The sequence below is a fragment of the Phreatobacter sp. genome, from assembly GCF_027532945.1.
Classification (GTDB): domain Bacteria; phylum Pseudomonadota; class Alphaproteobacteria; order Rhizobiales; family Phreatobacteraceae; genus Phreatobacter.
Window position 1 is genome coordinate 293,575 of the sequence record NZ_JAPZTZ010000004.1, and the last position, 20,272, is coordinate 313,846.

The following is a 20,272-nucleotide window of genomic DNA, read 5'->3' on the forward strand; positions in this document are numbered from 1 at the left end:
TCCGCATGCGCCTCGCCGTCATCGCCGATATCCACGGCAACCTCCTCGCCCTCGAGGCCGTGCTTGCCGACATCGCCGCCCGCGGCGTGGACATGACGGTCAATCTCGGCGACTGCGTCTCCGGCCCGCTCTGGCCGGCCGAGACGGCCGCGCGGCTGATGGCGCTGGACCTGCCGACGGTGCGTGGCAATCACGACCGCTGGGTCGTCGAGGCCGAGGGCGAGGCGCTGTACTTCTCCGACAAGCTTGCCCGCGCGGCGCTGGATGAGGGGCAGCGCGCCTGGCTCGCCGCCCTGCCGATGCAGCGCGACCTCGACTGCGGCGGCGTCGCTGTCCGGCTGTTCCACGCGACGCCCGCTGACGACAACACCTACCTGATGGAGGACAAGCAGGGCGGCCGCCTCGTCCAGTCGGACCCGGCCGTGATCGGCGGCCGCCTCGGCCCGCTGGGGGATGCGCGCCTCGCCCTGTGCGGCCACAGCCACCTGCCGCGGCTGCTGGTGCTCGACGGCGTGACCGTGGTGAACCCCGGCAGTGTCGGCCAGCCCGCCTATTCCGATCCGACGCCGCCGGATGCCCATGTCTCCGAGGTGGGTTCGCCCCATGCGCGCTATGCCGTCGTGACGCTCGACGCCGGGATGGTGGCGGCAATCGACTTCGTCGCCGTCGGCTATGACTGGGAGGCGGCGGCCCTGAAGGCCGAGAGCTACGGCCGGGCCGACTGGGCGAAGGGCCTGCGCACCGGCTTCGCCAAATAGGCGGAGCGCCCGGTGATCGCCAGCGCCGCGGCCCGCGCCACGGCGGCGAGGTCGGCAGCGGTCATCCTGCGGGCGAAGGCGCCGCGGGCCGGGCGGTCGGCCTTCAGCGGCAGCGGCACATGGACAAAGAGCGCGCGCTTGGTGTCGTGGCGCGCCACCGCCTCCAGCGCCAGCCAGTAGGAGAAATTGCAGAGATATTCCCCGGCCGAGGGCGATGGGCGGGCGTCGAGCCCGGCCGCTCGCAGCCGGGCGACCAGCGGTCCGCAGGCAAAGCCGGTCGGCACCCGCCAGGGCGCGTCGGCGCGGATCTCGGCGCTCGCATGGAAGGCGCCGGAGGCGTCCGGAACACTGCGGGTCGTGACGTTATGGGCATGCCTCTCGATGCGGACATGGCCGGTGCGCCCTGCAAGGCCGAAGAGCAGCACCGCGTCCGGCTTGTGCCGGGCGATGAGGGCAGGGAGGTCGCGTTCGACCTCCGCATAGACCGTGTTGAAGACGTGGCCGACGATGCAGACTCCCGGCAGGCGCATGGTGGTGACCGCTGTCACCATGGCGGGAGTCGGGTTGCGCTCCCAGCCGGGGAAGGGGCCGAAGCCGGTGACGAGGAGCGTGGTCACCTCAACCACTCACCCAGCCGCCGCACCGCCTCCTCCATGTCCGCCGTCGAGCCGGCGAAGGAGAAGCGGATGGCGTGCAGGCCGCCATAGGGGTCGAAATCCGGCCCCGGCGTCGCGGCGATGCCGGTCTCGGCCAGCATCCGCCGGGCGAAGTCGAGGCTATCATTGGTGTATTTGGCGACATCCGCATAGATATAGAAGGCGCCGTCCACCGGCAGGAGACGGTCCAGACCCGCCTTCGGCAGCCCCTCCAGCAGCACGCGGCGATTGGCGGCATAGCCGGCCTTGATCACCTCGAGTTCGGCAGTCGCGTTGAAGGCGGCCAGGGCCGCGACCTGGGAGAGCTGCGGCGCCGAGATGAACAGGTTCTGCGCCAGGCACTCGACCGAGCGGGCAAGGCTTTCCGGCACCACCATCCAGCCGATACGCCAGCCGGTCATGCAGTAGTATTTGGAGAAGGAGTTGATCACGACCACGTCGTCGCTCGTCTCCAGCGCGGTGTGGCAGGGCATCTCGTAGGAGAGGCCGTGATAGATCTCGTCGGAAATGAAGCGGATGCCGAGGTCCCGCGAGGCCTCGATCAGCGCCTTCAGCGCCTCCGGGGTCATCATCGTGCCGGTCGGATTGGCGGGGCTGGCGATGAGGATGCCGTCGAGCTTCTTCTTGCCATGCTCGGCGGCGAGCATCTCCGGAGTCACCGCCCAGCGCGTCGTCGCGGTGGTCTCGATGAACACAACCTCGCAGCCGAGCGCCTCCAGGATGTTCTTGTAGGCGGGGTAGCCCGGGCTGGCGATGGCCACCCGCGCGCCGTGCTCGAACAGGGCAAGGAACGACAGGATGAAGGCCGAGGACGAGCCCATCGTGACGGCGATCCGGCCGATCGGCACCTCGACGCCATGGGTCTCGGCATAGTGGCGGGCGATGCGCTGGCGCAGGTCGGGGATGCCGAGGGCCAGCGTGTAGCCGATCTGGCCCTGCATCAGCGCTTTGGCCGCGGCCTCGCGGATGGACAGCGGCGTTGGCGCTGCCGGCTGGCCCACCTCCATGTGGATGACGCTTTTGCCCTCGGCTTCAGCCTTCGCCGCCGCCGTCATGACGTCCATGACGAGGAAGGGCGCCACGGAGCCGCGCCGGGTCGGCGTCAGCAGTGAGAGGGCGGTATCGATGCGCGACATGGCGATTTCGTCCTGCGAAGGCGTCGGGCGTCATGGTTTCGCCCGTTTGGGCGCTCAAGAGACCGGCACAGCGCCTATCACAGCCGACGCTGCCGGTCACGGCCTCGCCGGCTCGTGACCTCCGTGACGTTGACCCTCGCCGACCGGCTCCTTAAGGATTCCGGACCATGACCCTGCGCATGACCCTGCGATCGACCTCCCGGCTGGCCGTTGCCGCCCTGGCCGGCCTGCTGGCGATGGTGCCGGCGCGGGCGCAGGCGCCGGCCGGTCTGCCGATCATCCGCGACACCGAGATCGAAAACCTGCTGCGCGACTATGCGCGGCCGCTGTTCCGTGTTGCCAATGTCGGCGGCAGCCAGACCAACGTCATCATCGTCAACAGCCGCGCCTTCAACGCCTTTGTGGCCAATGGCCGCCGCATCTTCATCAATGCTGGCGCCATCCTCGACAGCCGGACACCCAACGAGCTCATCGGCGTCATGGCGCACGAAACCGGTCACATCGCCGGCGGTCATCTCGCCCGCCTGCGCGAGGCGGTGGAGCGGGCCCAGGTCATTGCCGCCATCGGTATGCTGGTCGGCGCGGCCGGCGTTGCGGCGGGAGCCGCGACCGGCGGCGTCCGTTCCGGCGTCGGCGAGGCCGCGCCCGGCGCCATCACCGCCGGTGCGCAGATCGGCATGCGCTCGCTGCTGTCCTACCAGCGCGGCGAGGAGGCAGCCGCCGACCGCGCCGCCATCACCTATCTCAACGCCACCGGTCAGTCCGCCAAGGGCATGGTCGAGACCTTCCGACGGCTGCACAACGAGAGCATGTTCGTTGCCCGGCATATCGATCCCTACGCGGTGAGCCATCCCATGCCGGCCGACCGCATCGCCATCATCGAGCCGCTGGCCAAGGCCAGTCCCCATTACAACCGCACCGATCCGCCGGCGCTGGAGGCCCGCCACCAGCTGGCGCGGGCGAAGCTCGCCGGATTCCTCGACCGCTCCGACGCGATCGTCCGCCGCTATCCGCCATCCGATACGTCGCTGCCGGCGCGCTATGCCCGCACCATCCAGATGTTCCGCTTCGGCGACCGAAACCGCGCTGCCGCCATGGCCGACGATCTCATCCGGTCCCAGCCGAACAATCCCTACTTTCACGAGATCAAGGGCCAGATCTTGCTGGAGACCGGCCAGCCCGCCGCCGCGCTGCCGGCCCTGCGGCGCGCCGTGGCCCTGGCGCCGAATTCCGGCCTGATCCGCATCATGCTCGGCCATGCCCTCGTCGCCTCTGGCAACAATGCCGTGCTGGACGAGGCCATCCGCGAACTGCGGCTGGCGCTACAGGCCGAGCCGGAGGCCAGCGACGGCTACCAGCAGCTCGCGATCGCCTATGGCCGCAAGAACGACCGCGGCCAGGCTGATCTCGCCGCCGCCCAGGCCGCGTATCATTCCGGCGACGTCCAGACGGCCCGTGGCCTTGCCCGCCGCGCCCAGGGCTCGCTGCCCACGGGATCGCCTGGCTGGCTGATCGCCGAGGACATCTTCAATCAGCGCCAGCGGCGCAACTAAGGACATGCTCATGTTCAAGCGCCTGATCGGCCCGGCCCTTGCGGCCCTGTTCGCCCTTTCCGCGCCTGTGGTGGCGCAGGCGCCCGAGGCGAGCCCCGCCGAGCGCCAGCGGATCGAGGCGATCGTGCGCGAGTATCTGCTCCGCAATCCGGAAATCCTGCAGGAGGCGCTGGTGGAGCTGGAGAAGCGCCAGGCCCAGGCCGAGGACCGCGCCCGCGCCGCCGCCTTCGCCGCCAACCGCGACGCGCTCTACCGCTCGCCGAACCAGATCGTCCTCGGCAATCCGCAGGGCGACGTCACGCTGGTCGAGTTCTTCGATTACAACTGCGGCTTCTGCAAGCGCGCGCTGCCCGAGATGATGGAGCTGCTGCGCTCCGACTCGCGCCTGCGCGTCGTGCTGAAGGACTTCCCCGTCCTCGGCCCTGGCTCCATCGAGGCCGCCAATGTCGCCGTGGCACTGAAGATGCAGCTTGCCGCGCCGAAATACCTCGAATTCCACCAGAAGCTGCTCGGCAGCCGCGGCCAGGCCAATGGCGCCCGCGCCCTCGAGGTCGCGCGTGAAATCGGTGCCGACATGACGCGCCTGCAGCGCGATATGCAGTCGCCGCAGGTGCAGGCCACGCTCGCCGAGAACATGCGCCTTGCCGAGATGCTGCGCATCAACGGCACGCCGACCTATGTGGTGGGCGAGGAGGTCGTGGTCGGGGCGGTGGGCCTCGAAAAGCTGCGCGAGAACCTCGCCCGCGCCCGCGTCGCCTGCGCCGCCCAGCCGAACATGTGCTGAGGCTGATCGGGCGGGAGCGCTGCCGCTCCGCTGGTCCGGCCGCGCCTGGACCTCTCGCGTCATGCCCGGCCTTGTGCCGGGCATCCACGACTTGAACTCCGTATTCTCGCGGTGAGGCGTGCATGCCCGGGTTAAGCCCGGGCATAACGAAAGGACGGCTGTCCGTCCCGGCCGTCCTTCCGGCTTCACCGCGTCTCGTAGCGATAGGCCTTCGAGACGATCCGCCAGCCATCGGTCAGCTTCAGCAGGACGAGATAGTCGGTGAAGAAGCGCGGCGGCAGGGCGCAATGCACCTTCACGAAGGCGGTGCTCTCGTCCGACCGGTCCACCGTGACGATGAAGTCGTGGCGTGCATGGCCCTGCGACTTGGCGGAGGGACGCTTGGCGACACGGTCGAGCCAGTCCCGGTAGCCGATCATCTGGAACTCGCCGTTCTCCTGCCAGCGCAGGTCGGCTGTGGGGTGGAAGGCGGCGCCGAGCTTGGCGACATCGCCCTCGTGCAGGCCGTCGAAATAGAGCTGCACAACGGCCTCGACACTGGAGCGGTCATAGGCGGGCGTGGTGCTGGTCGGGATCGGGCTGGCGACTGTCATGGTCCTGTTTCCTCCGCGGTCTAGGCCCCGAGCGAAGCACATCGCCACGGGCGGCGGAACGTCGCTTGCCGCAGGTTCGACCCTTGGCCATAGTGCGCCGCAACGAGCGGGGCCGTTCGCCATCCGCCGCATCGGGAGACGATCATGATCCAGGACCTCATCACCCGCGTCGCCGGCGCTGCTGGCCTCGACGAGGGCCTCGCTGCCAAGGCGGTCGGCATGATCCTCGGCTTCCTGCAGAAGGAAGGCCCGCAGGAGCAGGTCCAGCAGATGCTCGCCGCGCTCCCCGGCGCCACCGACCTCATCGCCCAGAGCGAGGGCGGCGGCGGCGGCGGCCTGATGGGCATGATGGGCGGCCTGATGGGCGGCGGCATCATGGGCCTCGGCGCCAACCTGATGGGCGCCGGCCTCGACATGGGCCAGATCTCCACCGTCGGCAAGGAACTGATGGCCTTCGGTCGCGAGAATGCCGGCGAGGACGTCATGGGCCAGATCGTCGCCAACACGCCGGGCCTGTCGCAGTTCGTCTGAGACCTCGCTTCCCCGGTTGTTGACAGCCGGGCGGGGATGGCGTCCAAGCCTGCCGCCATGACCGCAATCCCTGCTTCCGCCCTGGCTGCCGCCGGGCCGCTCGCCCGCTTCCTGCGGGCCGACCGGCCGGCGGTGATGGGCATCCTCAATGTCACCCCCGATTCCTTCTCCGACGGCGGCCGGTTCTTCGACCCGGCCGTCGCTATCCGCCACGCCGAGCAGATGGCCGCCGACGGCGCCGACATTCTCGACATCGGCGCGGAATCGACCCGGCCCTATCCCGGACAGAAGCCGGTGGACCGCGACGCGGAGATCGCACGGCTTGCGCCTGTCCTGCCGGCGGTGGTGAAGCTCGGCCTGCCGGTCTCCATCGACACGATCAAGGCCGATGTCGCCCGCTGGGCCCTCGACCAGGGCGCGGTCATCGTGAACGATGTCTGGGGCCTGCAGCGCGATCCGGCCATGGCGCCGCTGGTGGCTGAGCGCGGCGTGCCTGTCATCGTCATGCACAACCGCGACGAGGCCGACCCCGCCATCGACATCGTCTCCGACATGGTCGCCTTCCTCGCCCGCTCCGTCGCCATCGCCGAAGGTGCGGGCATTGCCCGCAACCGCATCGCCGTCGATCCCGGCATCGGCTTCGGCAAGACGCCGGACCAGAGCATCGCCGCCTTGGCCAAGGTGCGCGCGCTGCACCAGCTCGGCCTGCCGATCCTCGTCGGCGCGTCCCGCAAGCGCTTCATCGACCGGATCGACCCATCGCCGGTCACTGCACGGATCGGCGGCTCGCTTGCCGCCCATCTCCATGCGGCGGAGGCTGGCGCCGCCATCATCCGCGCCCATGACGTGCGCGAAACCGTGCAGGCGCTGAAGGTGCGCGCCGCCCTTGGAGCTGCCGCATGAGCGACCGCATTTTCCTCAAGGGCCTGCTGGTCCATGCCCATCACGGTCTGCTCTCGCATGAGAGCGAGGTTGGCCAGCGCTTCGTCATCGACCTCGACATGGAGATCGACCTCGCCCGCGCCGCGGCGAGCGACCATCTCGCCAACACCGTCTCCTATGCCGATGTGGCGGAGGTGACGTTGAGCACGTTCAAGGCGCGGAACTTCAAGCTGCTGGAGGCCGCAGCCGGCGCCGTGGCCGAGGCTGTCCTGTCGGCCTTTCCCGCCATCGCGGCGATCACCGTCACCGTCCACAAGCCGCACGCGCCCATCGCCGCCATTTTCGACGATGTCGGCGTCATCATGACCCGGCGGCGCGCCGCCTGATGGCCCTGGCGCTCCTCGGCCTCGGCGGCAATGTCGGCGACGTGCGCGCGACGCTCGACCGCGCCGTTGCCGATCTGTGCGACGGCACGGCGGTAACACTCCTCGCCCGCTCCTCCGACTATGAGACGCCGCCCTGGGGCGTCACCGACCAGCCGGCCTTCGTGAACCTGTGCCTCAAGGTGGAGACCACGCTGACGCCGCGGGATCTGCTCGCCCGCGCCCTGGCCGTCGAGGCCTCGCTCGGGCGCGACCGCGCCACGGGCCGCCGTTGGGGGCCTCGCCCCGTCGACATCGACATCCTCGCCTATGGCGACCTCGTTCTCCACGACGCCGACCTGACTGTGCCGCATCCGCGCATGGCCGAGCGGGCTTTCGTGCTGGTCCCGCTCATGGAGATCGCGCCGGACTGGCGGATCGGCGATGCGACGGTGCGGGAGCTTGCGGCGCGGATTGACGCCACCGGCGTCACCCGCCTGCCGCCGCGGCCGATTTAAGCGAAGCTCACGCGCGTCTTGCCCGCGGGGCTGACGCGGATGTGCGCCGTCGGCAGCATCTGCGGCATGACCTCGACGAAGCCGATATCCGAGCGGTCGAGTGCCTTGTCGAGCGCAGCAGCCATGGCCGAGCCGGTGCGCGCGATCACGAGATCGCTCATGTCGGTGCTGGTGAGGGCGACGGGCGTGAAATCCGCCCGCTTCATGAAGTTGCCGACCGCCTCCAGCACGCCGAGGTTCTGGTTCATGCCCTTCTGGCTGTGGCAGCAGTCGTTCAGCATCATCACCCCGTCGGCCGACAGCAGATGCTGGTAGTAGAGCAGGTCGCGCAGCACATATTCGTACTGGTGGTTGGCATCGACATAGATGAAGTCAAACGCCCCATCCCCGTGCCGGTCGCGCACTTGGGCGAAACCCGAGATCGTGTCGGCGCGGATGATCTCTACATCGCCGCGACCCGCGAAGCGCTGGCATGCCGTCTCGTAGGTCCGGTCGAAGGTCGCCTGGTCGGAGAGGCTGCCGCCGAAATAGCGCTCGAAGGCGGTGAGCGGCAGGATCCATGGCGGCAGCTTGTCGAAATGCGAATAGGTGGCGAGGGCCTCGGCGCTCCAGGCATCGACGAGGACGCTGTGGCTGGGCTTCAGGGCGTCCATGAGGCGCACCGCATTGTCGCCCTTGTGGACGCCGAGTTCGATCATGGCCGGGCGCCGCCCGGCCGCCGCGAACACCTCGCCGACGATGTCGTAGAGCCGCGCGCGGCCGCAATCGACGACCTTCATGACGCCATGCGCTCCGGCGGCGGCGAGCCGGCGAGGGGAGGGCGCATCCACGGCGCATCGCCGCTCTCCCAAAGGCCTTCCAGCAGCTTCAGCGCACGCAGCGTGTCGGCGGCGAGCCAGAAGCCCTCGTGCCGGTAGCCGCCGAGGCGCTTCTCCTGCGTCAGCGTCTCGAACAGGCCGTTGAGGCTCGCGCCATCGCCGGCCATGGCCGGATGGTCGAAGACGGCGGGGTCGAAGACCGCGAAGCCGCCATTGATCCAGCCTTCGCCGATCTGCGGCTTCTCGACAAAGCCGGCGACCTTGTCGCCATCAAAGCGGATGCCGCCGAAGCGGGACGGCGGGCGCACCGCTGTCACGGTGACGAGATGGCCGCGCCGACGATGGTGCTCGACCACGGCCGAGACATCGACGTCGCTGACGCTGTCGCCATAGGTGACGATGAAGGGTTCGGCCTCCAGCAGGGGGCGCAGCCGTGCGACGCGCCCGCCGGTCTCGGTCTGCGCGCCCGTGTCGACGATGCGCACCCGCCAGTCGTCGTCGGCGCCGCCGGAGCGCGCGACATGGCCGCGGCCCGCGTCGATCTCGAGGTCGCCGGCCGTGTCCACCGCATCGAGGAAGAAGCGCTTGATCTTGTCGCCCTGCGAGCCCGCCGCAACGATGAAATCGTCGAAGCCCTGCAGGCGGAAGCTGCGCATGATGTGCCAGAGGATCGGCCTTCCGCCGATCTCCAGCATGGGTTTCGGCGCAAGATCGCCGTCGGCCGCCATGCGCGTGCCGCCGCCGCCGGCCAGGATCACCACCTTCATGCGAACCCCGCTGGAGCCTGTGGTTTCCGCCCATCTGTGCGGCGATCATGGTTAACGGGCGGTAAAAGGTTCGCCCCGTTCCGGCGAGGCGTCCCGCTCCGCCCAAAGGACGCCTTCCTGTCGGGCTTTCTTCGTGGCATCGAAGCTGCATGACCGACACCATGACCTCGCCCGACGCACCGCTCGCGCTCGCCTCCGAGTTCCCGCCCGCAACGGACGCCGCCTGGCGCGCCGCGGTCGATGCCGTCCTCAAGGGCAAGCCCTTCGACAAGGTGCTGGTGGGCCGCACCGCCGACGGCATCGCCGTCCAGCCCCTCTATCCCCGCAAGGCTGGCGCAGCGCCGCTTGCCGCCCGCGCGCCGGGCTTGCCCTGGACCATCGCCCAGCGCGCCGACCATCCCGATCCGGCCGCCGCCAATGCGCTCGCCCTCGAGGATCTCTCGGGCGGCGCATCGGGCCTCGTCGTCGTCACCCGCGGCGCCATCGGCGACCGGCGCGGCGACGCCATGGTGGTCGATGGCCTTGCCGACCTCGATGCGCTCCTCGCCGGGGTGATGCTCGACCTCATCCCGGTCCGCATCGATGCCGGCACCTCCGCCGGCCATGTCGCCGCCATGCTGGCGGCGAAGGCCGAACGTGACGGCATCGATCCGGCGACGCTCACCATTGCCTTCGGCATCGATCCCGTCGGTGCCTTCGCCCGCCGCGGCACGCTGGAGGACTGGGCCGGCGCCGCCGGCAAGGCCTCCGACGCAGTGCTTGCGCTGCGCCGCCGCGGCTTTGGCGGCACGCAGCTCCTTGCCGACGGCCGCGTCATCCATGATGCCGGCGGTTCGGAGGTGCAGGAGCTCGCCTATGTGCTCGGCGCCGCGGTCCAGTATTGGCGGATGCTGGAGGCGGCCGGCCTGCCGCTCGCCGAGGCCGCGCGGGCGCTGTCCGTCGTGCTCTCTGTCGATGCCGACCAGTTCCTCTCGACCGCCAAAGTCCGCGCCATGCGCAAGCTCTGGGCGCGGCTCGAGACGGCGTGCGGCCTCGCGCCCTCCCATCTCGACCTCCATGCCGAGACCGCCTGGCGCATGCTCACCCGCGTCGATCCGGCCGTGAACTGGCTGCGCACCACCACTGCCGTCTTCGCCGCCGGCGTCGGCGGTGCGGATCACGTGGTCGTCGAGCCCTGGACCGCCGCAATCGGCCTGCCCGATGCCTTTGCCCGCCGCATCGCCCGCAACACCCAGCTCATCCTCATCGAGGAATCGAACCTCCACCGCGTCGCTGATCCCGCCGCCGGCTCCGGTGGCATGGAGGCGCTGACCGACGAGCTCTGCCAGCGCGCCTGGGCCCAGTTCCAGGAGTGGGAAAAGGCCGGCGGCATCGTCGCCGCCCTGTCGGCGAACCTCGTCCAGCCTGCGGTCGCCAAGGTCCGCGCCGAGCGCGCCGCCGCCATCGCCAGGCGGCGCGAGCCGCTGACCGGCGCCTCCGAATTCCCCAATGTCCATGAGGCGGTGCCCGAGGTGCTCGCCGCGCCGAAGCGTGAGACCCGCCGCGATGCCGCGCCCATCGACCTGCCGGAAGCGGGTGGCGGCGCACGCTTCGAGGCGCAGGTGAAGGCATTCACCGGCGGCGCGATCCGCTCCGCCCTGTCGCGGCTGAAGAGCGATACGATCTTCGTCGAGGCGCTCGCTCCCATCCGCCTCGCCGAGCCCTTCGAGGCACTGCGCGCCCGGCTCGACGCCGTCACCGCTGCATCCGGCACGCGGCCAAAGGTGTTCCTCGCTGTGGTCGGCCCTGTCGCCGCCTTCACCGCCCGCGCGACCTTTGCCCGCAATCTCTTCGAGGCCGGCGGCTTCGATGCGCCGATCCCCGCAGGCTTTGCCGATGTCGCGGCGATCTGCAGTGCCTTCACGGTAAGCGGCGCCGCCATTGCCTGCATCTGCTCCTCCGACGAGCTCTATGCGTCGGACGGCGCCCATGTCGCCGAGGCCCTCAAGGCCGCCGGTGCGAAGCAGCTTTGGCTCGCCGGCCGCCCCGGCGATCTCGAGGAGGGCCTCAAGGCGGCGGGCGTCGACGGTTTCGTCTTTGCCGGAGGCGACGTGCTAGACTTCCTGAACCGCGCCCATGCGGCGCTGGATGCGTGAGGAGACGGCCATGACCCGCATCCCCGATTTCACCACCATCGCCTTTACAGACGCCGCCCCCGTCGCGAGCGGCGGCGCCACTTGGGCGACGCCCGAGGAGATCGCGGTGCGCCCGGTCCACACGCAAGCGGACCTCGCCGGCATCGACTTCCTCGACACCTATCCGGGCATCAAGCCGTTCCTGCGCGGCCCCTATCCCACCATGTACGTGAACCAGCCCTGGACGATCCGGCAATATGCCGGCTTCTCCACGGCCGAGGATTCCAACGCCTTCTACCGGCGCAATCTCGCCGCGGGCCAGAAGGGCCTGTCGGTGGCCTTCGACCTCGCCACCCATCGCGGCTACGACAGCGACCACCCGCGCGTTTCGGGTGATGTCGGCATGGCGGGCGTCGCCATCGACAGCATCTACGACATGCGCACGCTGTTCTCCGGCATCCCGCTGGACCAGATGAGCGTGTCCATGACCATGAACGGCGCGGTGCTGCCGATCCTCGCGCTCTACATCGCCGCGGCGGAAGAGCAGGGCGTGCCGCAGGCCAAGCTCTCCGGGACCATCCAGAACGACATCCTCAAGGAGTTCATGGTCCGCAACACCTACATTTATCCGCCGAAGCCCTCGATGCGGATCATCTCCGACATCTTCGCCCACACGGCGAAGGAGATGCCGAAGTACAATTCCATCTCGATCTCCGGCTATCACATGCAGGAGGCCGGTGCGACGCAGGACCTCGAGCTCGCCTACACCCTCGCCGACGGCGTCGAATATATCCGCGCCGGCATCGCCGCCGGCATGACGGTCGATCAGTTCGCGCCGCGCCTGTCCTTCTTCTGGGCCATCGGCATGAACTTCTTCATGGAGGTGGCAAAGCTCCGCGCCGCGCGTCTCCTTTGGGCGAAGCTCGTCAAGCAGTTCGACCCGAAGAGCGACAAGTCGCTGCCGCTGCGCACGCACTCGCAGACGTCGGGCTGGTCGCTGACCGCGCAGGACGTGTTCAACAACGTCGTCCGCACCCAGATCGAGGCCATGGCGGCGACGCAAGGCCACACCCAGTCGCTGCACACCAACGCCCTCGACGAGGCGCTGGCCCTGCCCACAGACTTCTCCGCCCGCATCGCCCGCAACACCCAGCTCTTCCTCCAGCAGGAGAGCGGCACGACGCGGATCATCGACCCCTGGGGCGGCTCGCTCTATGTCGAGCGTCTGACCGCGGACCTTGCCGCCAAGGCCTGGGAACACATCCAGGAGGTCGAGGCCCTTGGCGGCATGGCCAAGGCGATCGATGCCGGCATCCCGAAGCTGCGCATCGAGGAGGCCGCGGCCAAGACCCAGGCGCGCATTGATTCCGGCGTTCAGTCGGTGATCGGCGTCAACAAGTTCCGCCCCGATGGCGAAAAGCCCATCGACGTGCTGAAGGTCGACAATTCCGCCGTCCGGGCGAGCCAGATCGAGAAGCTGAAGCGCCTGCGCGCCGAGCGCAATCCGGCCGAGGTCCAGGCGGCGCTGGATGCACTGACCGCGGGCGCTGCCGGCAACGGCAACCTTCTGGCGCTCGCCATCAATGCCGCCCGCGCCAAGGCCACGGTCGGCGAGATGTCGGACGCGATGGAGAAGGTGTTCGGACGCCACAAGGCCGAGATCAAGGCCATTTCCGGCGTCTACAAGCGCGAGGTCGGCGCCATGAACGAGAATGTCTCGAAGGTCCAGCACATGGTCGAGGCCTTCGCCGAGAATGAGGGCCGCCGCCCCCGCATCCTTGTCGCCAAGGTCGGCCAGGACGGCCATGATCGCGGCCAGAAGGTCATCGCCTCGGCCTTTGCCGATCTCGGCTTCGACGTCGATATCGGGCCGCTCTTCGCCACCCCGGGGGAGGCCGCCAAGCAGGCCATCGAGAACGACGTCCACTGCGTCGGCGTCTCATCGCTTGCCGCCGGCCACCTGACGCTCGTCCCCGAGCTCAAGGCGGAGCTGGCGAAGCAGGGCCGCGAGGACATCATGATCGTCGTCGGCGGTGTCATCCCGCCCCAGGACTTCGACGCCCTCTATGCCGCCGGCGCCTCGTCGATCTTCCCGCCGGGCACGCCGATCGCGGATGCCGCCATCGACCTGATCGACAAGCTCAACGCCAAGCTGGGTTACGTGCAGGCGGCGGAGTAACGGCGGCATAGCGGGAGAGGCCAGTCGGGTCCGGCGGCGGCACTCCCCGCAACCCTCCTATGCGCACCATCACACCACCATTCGAAACGGTTGAAACGCCCTCCATTCCGGTGCAGCCTGCCAAACCAGATACGAGCCGGATCAACCGGCCGATCGATCAAGGGAAGATCACCATGACTGAACTCAGCCGTCGTCACCTCATGGCCGGCGCAGCCGGCCTCGGCCTCGCCTCGCAGCTCTCCGCCCCCGCTCTCGCCCAGGCCTTCCCCGCCCGTCCGATCACCCTCGTGGTGCCCTGGGGTGCCGGCGGCGGCACGGACGCCACCGCCCGCATCGTCGGCTCGCTCATGGAGCGTGAGTTCGGCCAGCCGGTGAACGTCGTGAACCGCACCGGCGGCTCCGGCGTCGTCGGCCACTCCGCCATCGCCACCGGTGCCGCCGACGGCTACACGATCGGCATGGTGACGGTGGAAATCACCATGATGCATTGGCAGGGCCTCACCCAGCTCAAGCACGACAGCTACACCCCGCTGGCTCTCATGAACGAGGATCCGCCGGGCGTGCAGGTTTCCGCCTCCAGCCCCTATGCCGACCTCAAGGCCCTCGCCGACGCGATCCGGGCGAATCCCGGCAAGCTCAAGGCCTCCGGCACCGGCCAGGGTGGCATCTGGCACCTCGCCCTCGTCGGCTGGCTCGGCGCCATGGGCCTGCCGCCGACCGCCGTGCCGTGGGTGCCCTCCAACGGCGCCGCCCCCGCCATGCAGGACCTCGCCGCCGGCGGCATTGACATCGTCACCTGCTCGGTCCCCGAGGCCAAGGCCATGCTCGACGCCGGCCGCGCCAGGTCGCTCGCCATCATGGCCTCGGCGCGCAACCCGCAGTTCCCGAATGTGCCGACGCTGAAGGAGGCCATTGGCGTGGATTACACGGTCGGTGCCTGGCGCGGCATCGCGGCGCCCAAGGGTCTGCCGGCGCCGATCGCCGAGCGGTTCACCACGGTGCTCAAGAAGATCAACGAGTCCAAGGAGTTCACCGACTTCATGGCGGCTCGTGGCTTCGGCGTGAAATGGGCCGACGGCGCGGGCTTCGCCAAGTTCATGGCCGAGGGTGACGCCGCCATGGGCGTCGCCATGAGGGCCGCTGGCCTCGCCCGCCAGGCCTGACCTCGCATCCATCGGCAGGACCCGCGGCCCGCCGCGGGTCCTCGCGCCCAAGGTCCAGTCCCATGCATATCCCGAACCGCGCCACCGGCATCGGCCTCGCCGTGCTGGGAGCTGCCGTCGCCTATGGCGGGTCGCTGCTGCCGCCAGTCCCGGGCCAGCAGGTCGGCCCCAATGTCTTCCCGATGGTGATCGGCATTGGCCTCGTCCTCTGCGGCATCGCCATCGCCATCGGCATCGGCAAGTCGTTCGAGGAGCCCGAGGAGGTAGTGGCCTCCGAGGATGGCGCCCACGTTCCCGCAGACGCCGTCGCGCCCGTGCCGCACGCAGCACTGAAGACCATCGTGCCGCCGCTGCTCCTGCTCTTCTACGCCTTCACGGTCGACCATCTCGGCTTCATCCCAACCGCCGCGGTCATGGTGGCGACCACCTGCTTCGCCCTCGGCGGCACGTGGCGCTCGGCCCTCATCCTGGCGCTCTGCGCACCGCCCGCCGTCCACCTCGTCTTCGCCAAGCTGCTGCGCGTGCCGCTGCCGCCCGGCCTTCTCCCGATCCCCTGGTAGGCCGCCATGAGCACCTTCATCGAAGCCTGGCAGATGGTGCTGGCACCCGACGTGCTGCTGGCCATCCTGCTCTCCGCCATCTACGGCCTGGTCGTCGGCTCGCTTCCCGGCCTGTCGGCCACCATGGCGACGGCGCTCCTCGTGCCGGTGACCTTCTACCTGTCGCCCATCGCCGCCATCGCCACGATCATCACCGCCTCGGCTATGGCCATCTTCTCCGGCGACATTCCCGGCTGCCTCCTGCGCATCCCCGGCACGCCCGCCTCTGCGGCCTATACGGACGAGGCCTATGCGATGACGCGCAAGGGCCAGCCGGAGCTGGCCCTCGGCATCTGCCTGTGGTTCTCGGCGCTCGGCGGCGTCTTCGGCACGCTGTCGCTGATCATCATGGCGCCGCTGCTGGCCGAATTCGCCCTGTCCTTCTCGACCTTCGAGTATTTCTGGCTCGCCTTCCTCGGCCTGATGTGCGCGACCGTCGTCGCGCGCTCCTCGCCGGTGAAGGCCATCGCTGCGATGCTGCTTGGCCTGCTCATCGCCTGCGTCGGCATCGAGAACCCGGCCGGCACGCCGCGCTTCACCTTCGGAATGACGGACCTCCTCGGCGGCATCGAGGTCATCCCGGCGCTCGTCGGCTGTTTCGCCGTGGCCGAGGTCATGCGCGCCATGTCGGTGCCGGAACCGCCGCAACTCGCGCGGCGCAAGTTCGGCTCGATCCTCGCGGGACAGTGGAAGCTGACCAAGGAATACCCCAAGCAGCAGGCGCGCGGGAACGTCGTCGGCATCATCATCGGCGTCCTGCCGGGCGCCGGGGCCGACATGGCGGCCTGGGTCTCCTACGCCATGGCCAAGCGCTTCTCGAAGACGCCGGAGAAGTTCGGCACCGGCCATCCCGAGGGGCTGATCGAGGCCGGCGCCTCCAACAATGCCTCGCTCGCCTCGGGCTGGGTGCCCTCGCTGCTCTTCGGCATTCCCGGCGACACAATCACGGCGATTGCCATCGGCGTGCTCTACATGAAGGGCCTCAACCCTGGCCCGACGCTCTTCACCGAGAAGGCGTCGAGCATGTACGCGCTCTACATCATCTTCATGCTGGGCAACATCATCATGATCCCGCTGGGCATCATCATGATCCGCCTCGCCACCTTCATCCTGCGGGCCAAGCGCTACATGATCATGCCGGTGATCGTGCTGCTCTGCGCCGTCGGCTCCTTCGCCACCGGCAACAACCTCTTCCTCGTCATCTCCGTCGCCGCCTTCGGCTGCATCGGTTACCTGATGGAGAAGAACGGCTTCCCGGTCGCGGCCCTCGTGCTTGGCATCGTTATGGGCAACATGGTGGAGACCCATTTCATCACCTCGCTCATCAAGTCCGACGGCTCGCTGCTGCCCTTCTTCGCCCGACCGGTCTCGGCGACCCTCGCCGCGATCACGATCGGCCTGATGGTCTGGCCGCTCGCCGTCTGGCTCTACAAGAAGCGCACGCAGGCGACCGCCGCGGCCGCGTGACTGTGGTCGGCGGGCGGCCCTTCGGGTCGCCCGGCGGCACCCCGGCCCTCCTTCACAACCGTGACCTGTTTGACCGCGCCGCGCCCGGCTGCTAGCCGGGGGGCATGCCGGCTTACCGCCTTGCGATCTTCGATTTCGACGGAACACTCGCTGATAGCGCCGAATGGGGCTTCGGCGTGATGAACGACGTGGCGCGTCGCCACGGCTACCGCGTCATCGACGATGCCGAGCGGGAGCATCTGCGCGGCCGTCCCAACCACGAGATTATCCAGGCGCTGGGCGTGCCGCTGTGGAAGTTGCCCTTCATCGTCGCCGACTTCCGGCGCCTAGCCGCCGAGAACGCCGCCCGGATCCCGCTCTTCCCCTATGCCGCCGCCCATCTCGACCGGCTGCGCGGCGCCGGCGTCATCGTGGCCATCGCCAGCTCCAACAGCCGATCGACGATCGAGCGCATTCTCGGACCTGCCGCCGAATTCGTCGTCGATTTCGCCTGCGGCGCCTCGCTCTTCGGCAAGGCTCCGAAATTCCATGGCTTGATGCGCCGCCATCGGGTCGCACCGGAGCATACCGTCGCCATCGGCGACGAGGAGCGCGATGTCACGGCCGCGCGCGAGGCCGGCATCGCCAGCATCGCTGTGTCATGGGGTTTGTCCCGTCGCGGGGCGCTGGAAGCAGCCCACCCAACCGCGATCGTCGACGAGCCGGCGGAACTGGAGCGGTTGATTCTCGAGGGTCCGGCGCCGAAGCGCGCTTAGAGTGGTTTCCGATCTGACTGCATCAGATCGGCCGATCTACCTTGTTGTTGTATCGCACCATCTCATCCATCAACCGGTGCCCACGTGATCGGATGATGCTCTAGTCGGCTGCTGGCGCCTGCGGGCCCGCGGCAGTTATCGGCTCGCTCGTCACCGTCCGCGCGCTGTCCGGCTGGCCGGCCATGGGCGCCTGCTCCTGCGGCGCCCGCAGTTCCGAGGGCAAGGGCGGGGCTTCCGCCACCTGCGGCAGCGAATCCTCGATCACCGGCGGCTGGCTGATCTTGCCACCGATCAGGCGGACGATTTCCGGCGCCTCGGCGAAGGTGCCGTGGCGGATGAGGTCGGTCCAGCCGGTGGCGCTCATGGTGAAGACGCGCACGCCAAGCGAGGAGATGACCTGCCGGTGCTGGGGATTGCGCACATCGAGGGCGCCGACACGCTGGCGGTCCCAGGCGACGGTGGAGGAGGCGGCGAGCGCCCGGTCGTCGGCCTGGACGAAGAGCGACACGCGCGAGGGGCGTGCGATGCGCGCCATCTGCTGCCGGAACACCTCGACGTCGAGGTCGGGCGCGGCGAGGATCACCTCGCCGAGGCGCCCGCCGAGTTCGCCATTGCCGGCGATCGAGGCCTGGCGCAGGGCCTCCATGGTGAGGAAGCCGCCCATGGAATGGGCGAGGATATGGATGCGGCCGACGCCCGGCGTGCGGCCGAGGTCCGAGAGCAGCTTCTCCAGCGCGTCGCGCGAGGCGGTCGCCACCTCGCGATCGCCGGAATAGGCCAGCACGCGGCGATAGCTCGGCCAGGTGAACAGTACCTGCGTGCCACGGAAGCCGCCATCGGCCGCCACCTGCACGATGCGGAAGGCCGCCTCGTCATAGTCGGTGTTGAAGCCGTGGACATAGACGAGCACGTCCCGCTGGTCGAAGGGCTTGGCCGCGATGGTCTGCGCCAGCTCGCGACGGAAGGCATCGGGGGTGAGGGCGTCGCGGTCGGCCAGCATGGCGTGGCGCCGCGGGTTCTCGGAGGTGATCTGCGGCCGCGGGATCGATCCGGTGGCGCGGCCCGGCGGCATGCTCACCACCTGGCGGTAGAACCGTGCCCGCTCCGCCGAGGGCGCGCCGAGCCGGTCGCCGGTGAAAGCCGGCCGGGTCGAGGTGACGAAGACCGGCGTCGCTACCGGCTGGGAGGGCGGGGCGGTCAGCGCGCTCACGGAGCCGGTAATGCCCGACAGGCTTGGCCCGAAGCAGCCGCCAAGCGCCAGCGCCGCCGCGGCGAGGGTCGCGAGGCGAAGGGCAGAAGCGGGGCGGGGCGGCATTGACGACAGGGGCATGGCGGGGGAGGCGCGGGGGGCGCGAGGGATCCACGTGAGGAGGAGCGGCAGAGCAATGCCGCCGCCGGGTTGAGGAAAGGTTGAGAGAGGCGACATCCGCCTCCTCCCACTGGCGGGTAGAGGTGGCGCGTGGCCGCAATGGGGCGAAAGGGAGGGCAGGGGAGGGCGTCGAATCGCTCGCCTGCCGGCTGTGGCTTTGCTAGCACGCTGAACATGCGTCCGCCTGTCGATCCCGCCGAGCTTGCCGCCGCCATTCGCGCGGGCGACCGCGCCGTGCTGGCCCGCGCCATCACCCTGGTGGAATCGACCAAGCCCGAGCACCAGGCGCTCGCCCGGCAGCTCGTGCAGGTCCTGCTGCCCGAAACCGGCCGCGCCATCCGCATCGGCATCACCGGGGTGCCGGGCGCGGGCAAATCGACCACCATCGATACATTCGGCTCGAACCTCACCGCCGCGGGCCACCGCGTCGCGGTGCTGGCGGTCGATCCCTCCTCGACGCGCACTGGCGGCTCGATCCTCGGCGACAAGACGCGCATGGCCCGCCTCGTCAACGATGAGCGCGCCTATGTCCGGCCCTCGCCCTCGTCCGGCACGCTCGGCGGCGTTGCCGCCAAGACGCGCGAGACCATGCTGCTCTGCGAGGCTGCCGGCTTCGACGTGATCCTCGTCGAGACGGTCGGCGTCGGCCAGTCGGAGACCGCGGTCGCCGACATGACCGATCTTTTCCTCGTGCTCATGCTGCCCGGTGCCGGCGACGAGCTCCAGGGCATCAAGAAGGGCATCCTGGAACTTGCCGACATCATCGCGGTGAACAAGGCGGACGGCGACGGCGCCATGCGCGCCAAGGCGGCTGCGGCCGAGTATCGCGCCGCGCTCCACATCATGGCGCCGCGCTCACGCGTCTGGTCGCCCCCCGTTCTGACCATTTCCGGCCTCGCCAACCAGGGGCTCGACGCCCTCTGGGAACAGATCGTCGCCTATCGGCAGAAGACGGAAGGCTCCGGCGATTTCGCCGCCCGCCGCAGGGCCCAGGGCGTGCGCTGGATGTGGACCATGCTGCACGAGCGCGTCGCCGAGCGGTTGAAGCGCGATCCGGTGCTGAAGGCCCGCCTGCCGGCATTGGAGGCCGATGTCGCCTCCGGCCGCCTCGCGCCGATGCTGGCAGTGGAGGAAATCGCCGGGGTCTTGGGCCTCTGACCGACCGGCGAGGTGGTGGCTCCGCGCATGACTTGTCCCCGCTGCCGGCACTTCCCTCCCGCACCCATCCCCGCGCACCATCCAGCCACCCTCACGCGGAGACGACGACA

The 20,272-nt window shown here is 69.4% G+C and carries 20 protein-coding genes; 14 read left to right on the top strand and 6 right to left on the bottom strand.

Annotation, left to right across the window (positions count from 1 at the left end; all coding sequences use genetic code 11):
* Positions 1-5: 5 nt before the first annotated feature.
* Positions 6-758: a metallophosphoesterase family protein gene (locus O9344_RS04135; RefSeq protein ID WP_298473133.1), complete on the top strand. Its 753-nt coding sequence runs from the start codon at positions 6-8 to the stop codon at positions 756-758.
* On the opposite strand, the gene O9344_RS04140 is transcribed toward O9344_RS04135, so the two are convergent.
* Entirely contained in the window at positions 707-1,375 is a 669-nt protein-coding gene (locus tag O9344_RS04140) for a pyroglutamyl-peptidase I (protein WP_298473136.1), read from the bottom strand. The genes O9344_RS04135 and O9344_RS04140 overlap by 52 nt on opposite strands.
* Positions 1,372-2,550, bottom strand: coding sequence for an aminotransferase class I/II-fold pyridoxal phosphate-dependent enzyme (locus tag O9344_RS04145; protein ID WP_298473139.1), 1,179 nt, complete (start codon positions 2,548-2,550; stop codon positions 1,372-1,374). Before O9344_RS04145 ends, O9344_RS04140 begins: the two co-directional genes overlap by 4 nt.
* Positions 2,551-2,717: 167 nt before the next feature.
* On the opposite strand from O9344_RS04145, the gene O9344_RS04150 reads away from it, so the two are divergent.
* On the top strand, positions 2,718-4,103 hold the full coding sequence (locus O9344_RS04150; RefSeq protein ID WP_298473142.1) for a M48 family metalloprotease: 1,386 nt from the start codon (positions 2,718-2,720) through the stop codon (positions 4,101-4,103).
* A gap of 10 nt (positions 4,104-4,113) precedes the next feature.
* On the top strand, positions 4,114-4,887 hold the full coding sequence (locus O9344_RS04155) for a DsbA family protein (RefSeq protein ID WP_363321919.1): 774 nt from the start codon (positions 4,114-4,116) through the stop codon (positions 4,885-4,887).
* A 185-nt stretch (positions 4,888-5,072) separates the two neighbouring features.
* On the opposite strand, the gene O9344_RS04160 is transcribed toward O9344_RS04155, so the two are convergent.
* Positions 5,073-5,480, bottom strand: coding sequence for a nuclear transport factor 2 family protein (locus tag O9344_RS04160; protein WP_298473149.1), 408 nt, complete (start codon positions 5,478-5,480; stop codon positions 5,073-5,075).
* A gap of 147 nt (positions 5,481-5,627) precedes the next feature.
* On the opposite strand from O9344_RS04160, the gene O9344_RS04165 reads away from it, so the two are divergent.
* From O9344_RS04165 to folK, 4 genes are read left to right on the top strand one after another with little or no spacing between them, the layout of a single operon-like run.
* Positions 5,628-6,011, top strand: a complete 384-nt coding sequence (locus tag O9344_RS04165; protein WP_298473282.1) for a DUF2267 domain-containing protein — start codon at positions 5,628-5,630, stop codon at positions 6,009-6,011.
* A gap of 57 nt (positions 6,012-6,068) precedes the next feature.
* Entirely contained in the window at positions 6,069-6,914 is an 846-nt protein-coding gene (folP, locus tag O9344_RS04170; RefSeq protein WP_298473152.1) for a dihydropteroate synthase, read from the top strand.
* On the top strand, positions 6,911-7,279 hold the full coding sequence (gene folB, locus O9344_RS04175) for a dihydroneopterin aldolase (RefSeq protein WP_298473155.1): 369 nt from the start codon (positions 6,911-6,913) through the stop codon (positions 7,277-7,279). The genes folP and folB overlap by 4 nt, the downstream gene beginning before the upstream one ends.
* The gene (gene folK / locus O9344_RS04180) at positions 7,279-7,773 is read left to right on the top strand and encodes a 2-amino-4-hydroxy-6-hydroxymethyldihydropteridine diphosphokinase (RefSeq protein ID WP_298473157.1); all 495 of its coding nucleotides are present in this window, start codon (positions 7,279-7,281) and stop codon (positions 7,771-7,773) included. Before folB ends, folK begins: the two co-directional genes overlap by 1 nt.
* Here the strand turns inward: folK and O9344_RS04185 are convergent.
* Positions 7,770-8,552, bottom strand: a complete 783-nt coding sequence (locus tag O9344_RS04185) for a class I SAM-dependent methyltransferase (protein ID WP_298473160.1) — start codon at positions 8,550-8,552, stop codon at positions 7,770-7,772. The genes folK and O9344_RS04185 overlap by 4 nt on opposite strands.
* Complete coding sequence (locus O9344_RS04190; protein ID WP_298473163.1) at positions 8,549-9,358, bottom strand: sugar phosphate nucleotidyltransferase; 810 nt, start codon at positions 9,356-9,358, stop codon at positions 8,549-8,551. The genes O9344_RS04185 and O9344_RS04190 overlap by 4 nt, the downstream gene beginning before the upstream one ends.
* Positions 9,359-9,507: 149 nt before the next feature.
* Here O9344_RS04190 and O9344_RS04195 point away from each other — a divergent pair, with 149 nt between their 5' ends.
* From O9344_RS04195 to O9344_RS04220, 6 genes are all read left to right on the top strand, one after another.
* Positions 9,508-11,493 carry a methylmalonyl-CoA mutase family protein gene (locus tag O9344_RS04195; RefSeq protein WP_298473166.1) on the top strand — a complete coding sequence of 662 codons (1,986 nt, stop codon included), beginning with the start codon at positions 9,508-9,510 and terminating at the stop codon, positions 11,491-11,493.
* A 10-nt stretch (positions 11,494-11,503) separates the two neighbouring features.
* Positions 11,504-13,651, top strand: a complete 2,148-nt coding sequence (scpA, locus tag O9344_RS04200; protein ID WP_298473169.1) for a methylmalonyl-CoA mutase — start codon at positions 11,504-11,506, stop codon at positions 13,649-13,651.
* Between the two features lie 173 nt (positions 13,652-13,824).
* Positions 13,825-14,814 (top strand): tripartite tricarboxylate transporter substrate binding protein, encoded by a 990-nt coding sequence (locus O9344_RS04205; protein WP_298473173.1) that lies wholly within the window; start codon positions 13,825-13,827, stop codon positions 14,812-14,814.
* Between the two features lie 62 nt (positions 14,815-14,876).
* Positions 14,877-15,374, top strand: coding sequence for a tripartite tricarboxylate transporter TctB family protein (locus tag O9344_RS04210; protein ID WP_298473176.1), 498 nt, complete (start codon positions 14,877-14,879; stop codon positions 15,372-15,374).
* Positions 15,375-15,380: 6 nt separating this feature from the next.
* Positions 15,381-16,880, top strand: coding sequence for a tripartite tricarboxylate transporter permease (locus tag O9344_RS04215; protein ID WP_298473178.1), 1,500 nt, complete (start codon positions 15,381-15,383; stop codon positions 16,878-16,880).
* A 104-nt stretch (positions 16,881-16,984) separates the two neighbouring features.
* Positions 16,985-17,635, top strand: a complete 651-nt coding sequence (locus tag O9344_RS04220) for an HAD hydrolase-like protein (protein ID WP_298473181.1) — start codon at positions 16,985-16,987, stop codon at positions 17,633-17,635.
* Between the two features lie 100 nt (positions 17,636-17,735).
* On the opposite strand, the gene O9344_RS04225 is transcribed toward O9344_RS04220, so the two are convergent.
* Positions 17,736-18,965 (bottom strand): alpha/beta fold hydrolase, encoded by a 1,230-nt coding sequence (locus tag O9344_RS04225; RefSeq protein WP_298473183.1) that lies wholly within the window; start codon positions 18,963-18,965, stop codon positions 17,736-17,738.
* A 213-nt stretch (positions 18,966-19,178) separates the two neighbouring features.
* Here O9344_RS04225 and meaB point away from each other — a divergent pair, with 213 nt between their 5' ends.
* The gene (gene meaB / locus O9344_RS04230; RefSeq protein ID WP_298473185.1) at positions 19,179-20,162 is read left to right on the top strand and encodes a methylmalonyl Co-A mutase-associated GTPase MeaB; all 984 of its coding nucleotides are present in this window, start codon (positions 19,179-19,181) and stop codon (positions 20,160-20,162) included.
* Positions 20,163-20,272 lie beyond the last annotated feature (110 nt).

What these genes read in the sequence shown, in the direction of transcription:
- O9344_RS04135 (WP_298473133.1), top strand. Translation starts at nt 6, where the DNA reads ATGCGCCTCGCCGTCATCGCCGATATCCACGGCAACCTCCTCGCCCTC.
- O9344_RS04145 (WP_298473139.1), bottom strand. Translation starts at nt 2,550, where the DNA reads ATGTCGCGCATCGATACCGCCCTCTCACTGCTGACGCCGACCCGGCGC.
- O9344_RS04150 (WP_298473142.1), top strand. Translation starts at nt 2,718, where the DNA reads ATGACCCTGCGCATGACCCTGCGATCGACCTCCCGGCTGGCCGTTGCC.
- O9344_RS04155 (WP_363321919.1), top strand. Translation starts at nt 4,114, where the DNA reads ATGTTCAAGCGCCTGATCGGCCCGGCCCTTGCGGCCCTGTTCGCCCTT.
- O9344_RS04160 (WP_298473149.1), bottom strand. Translation starts at nt 5,480, where the DNA reads ATGACAGTCGCCAGCCCGATCCCGACCAGCACCACGCCCGCCTATGAC.
- folP (WP_298473152.1), top strand. Translation starts at nt 6,069, where the DNA reads ATGACCGCAATCCCTGCTTCCGCCCTGGCTGCCGCCGGGCCGCTCGCC.
- folB (WP_298473155.1), top strand. Translation starts at nt 6,911, where the DNA reads ATGAGCGACCGCATTTTCCTCAAGGGCCTGCTGGTCCATGCCCATCAC.
- folK (WP_298473157.1), top strand. Translation starts at nt 7,279, where the DNA reads ATGGCCCTGGCGCTCCTCGGCCTCGGCGGCAATGTCGGCGACGTGCGC.
- O9344_RS04185 (WP_298473160.1), bottom strand. Translation starts at nt 8,552, where the DNA reads ATGAAGGTCGTCGATTGCGGCCGCGCGCGGCTCTACGACATCGTCGGC.
- O9344_RS04190 (WP_298473163.1), bottom strand. Translation starts at nt 9,358, where the DNA reads ATGAAGGTGGTGATCCTGGCCGGCGGCGGCGGCACGCGCATGGCGGCC.
- O9344_RS04195 (WP_298473166.1), top strand. Translation starts at nt 9,508, where the DNA reads ATGACCGACACCATGACCTCGCCCGACGCACCGCTCGCGCTCGCCTCC.
- scpA (WP_298473169.1), top strand. Translation starts at nt 11,504, where the DNA reads ATGACCCGCATCCCCGATTTCACCACCATCGCCTTTACAGACGCCGCC.
- O9344_RS04205 (WP_298473173.1), top strand. Translation starts at nt 13,825, where the DNA reads ATGACTGAACTCAGCCGTCGTCACCTCATGGCCGGCGCAGCCGGCCTC.
- O9344_RS04210 (WP_298473176.1), top strand. Translation starts at nt 14,877, where the DNA reads ATGCATATCCCGAACCGCGCCACCGGCATCGGCCTCGCCGTGCTGGGA.
- O9344_RS04215 (WP_298473178.1), top strand. Translation starts at nt 15,381, where the DNA reads ATGAGCACCTTCATCGAAGCCTGGCAGATGGTGCTGGCACCCGACGTG.
- O9344_RS04220 (WP_298473181.1), top strand. Translation starts at nt 16,985, where the DNA reads ATGCCGGCTTACCGCCTTGCGATCTTCGATTTCGACGGAACACTCGCT.
- O9344_RS04225 (WP_298473183.1), bottom strand. Translation starts at nt 18,965, where the DNA reads ATGCCCCTGTCGTCAATGCCGCCCCGCCCCGCTTCTGCCCTTCGCCTC.
- meaB (WP_298473185.1), top strand. Translation starts at nt 19,179, where the DNA reads ATGCGTCCGCCTGTCGATCCCGCCGAGCTTGCCGCCGCCATTCGCGCG.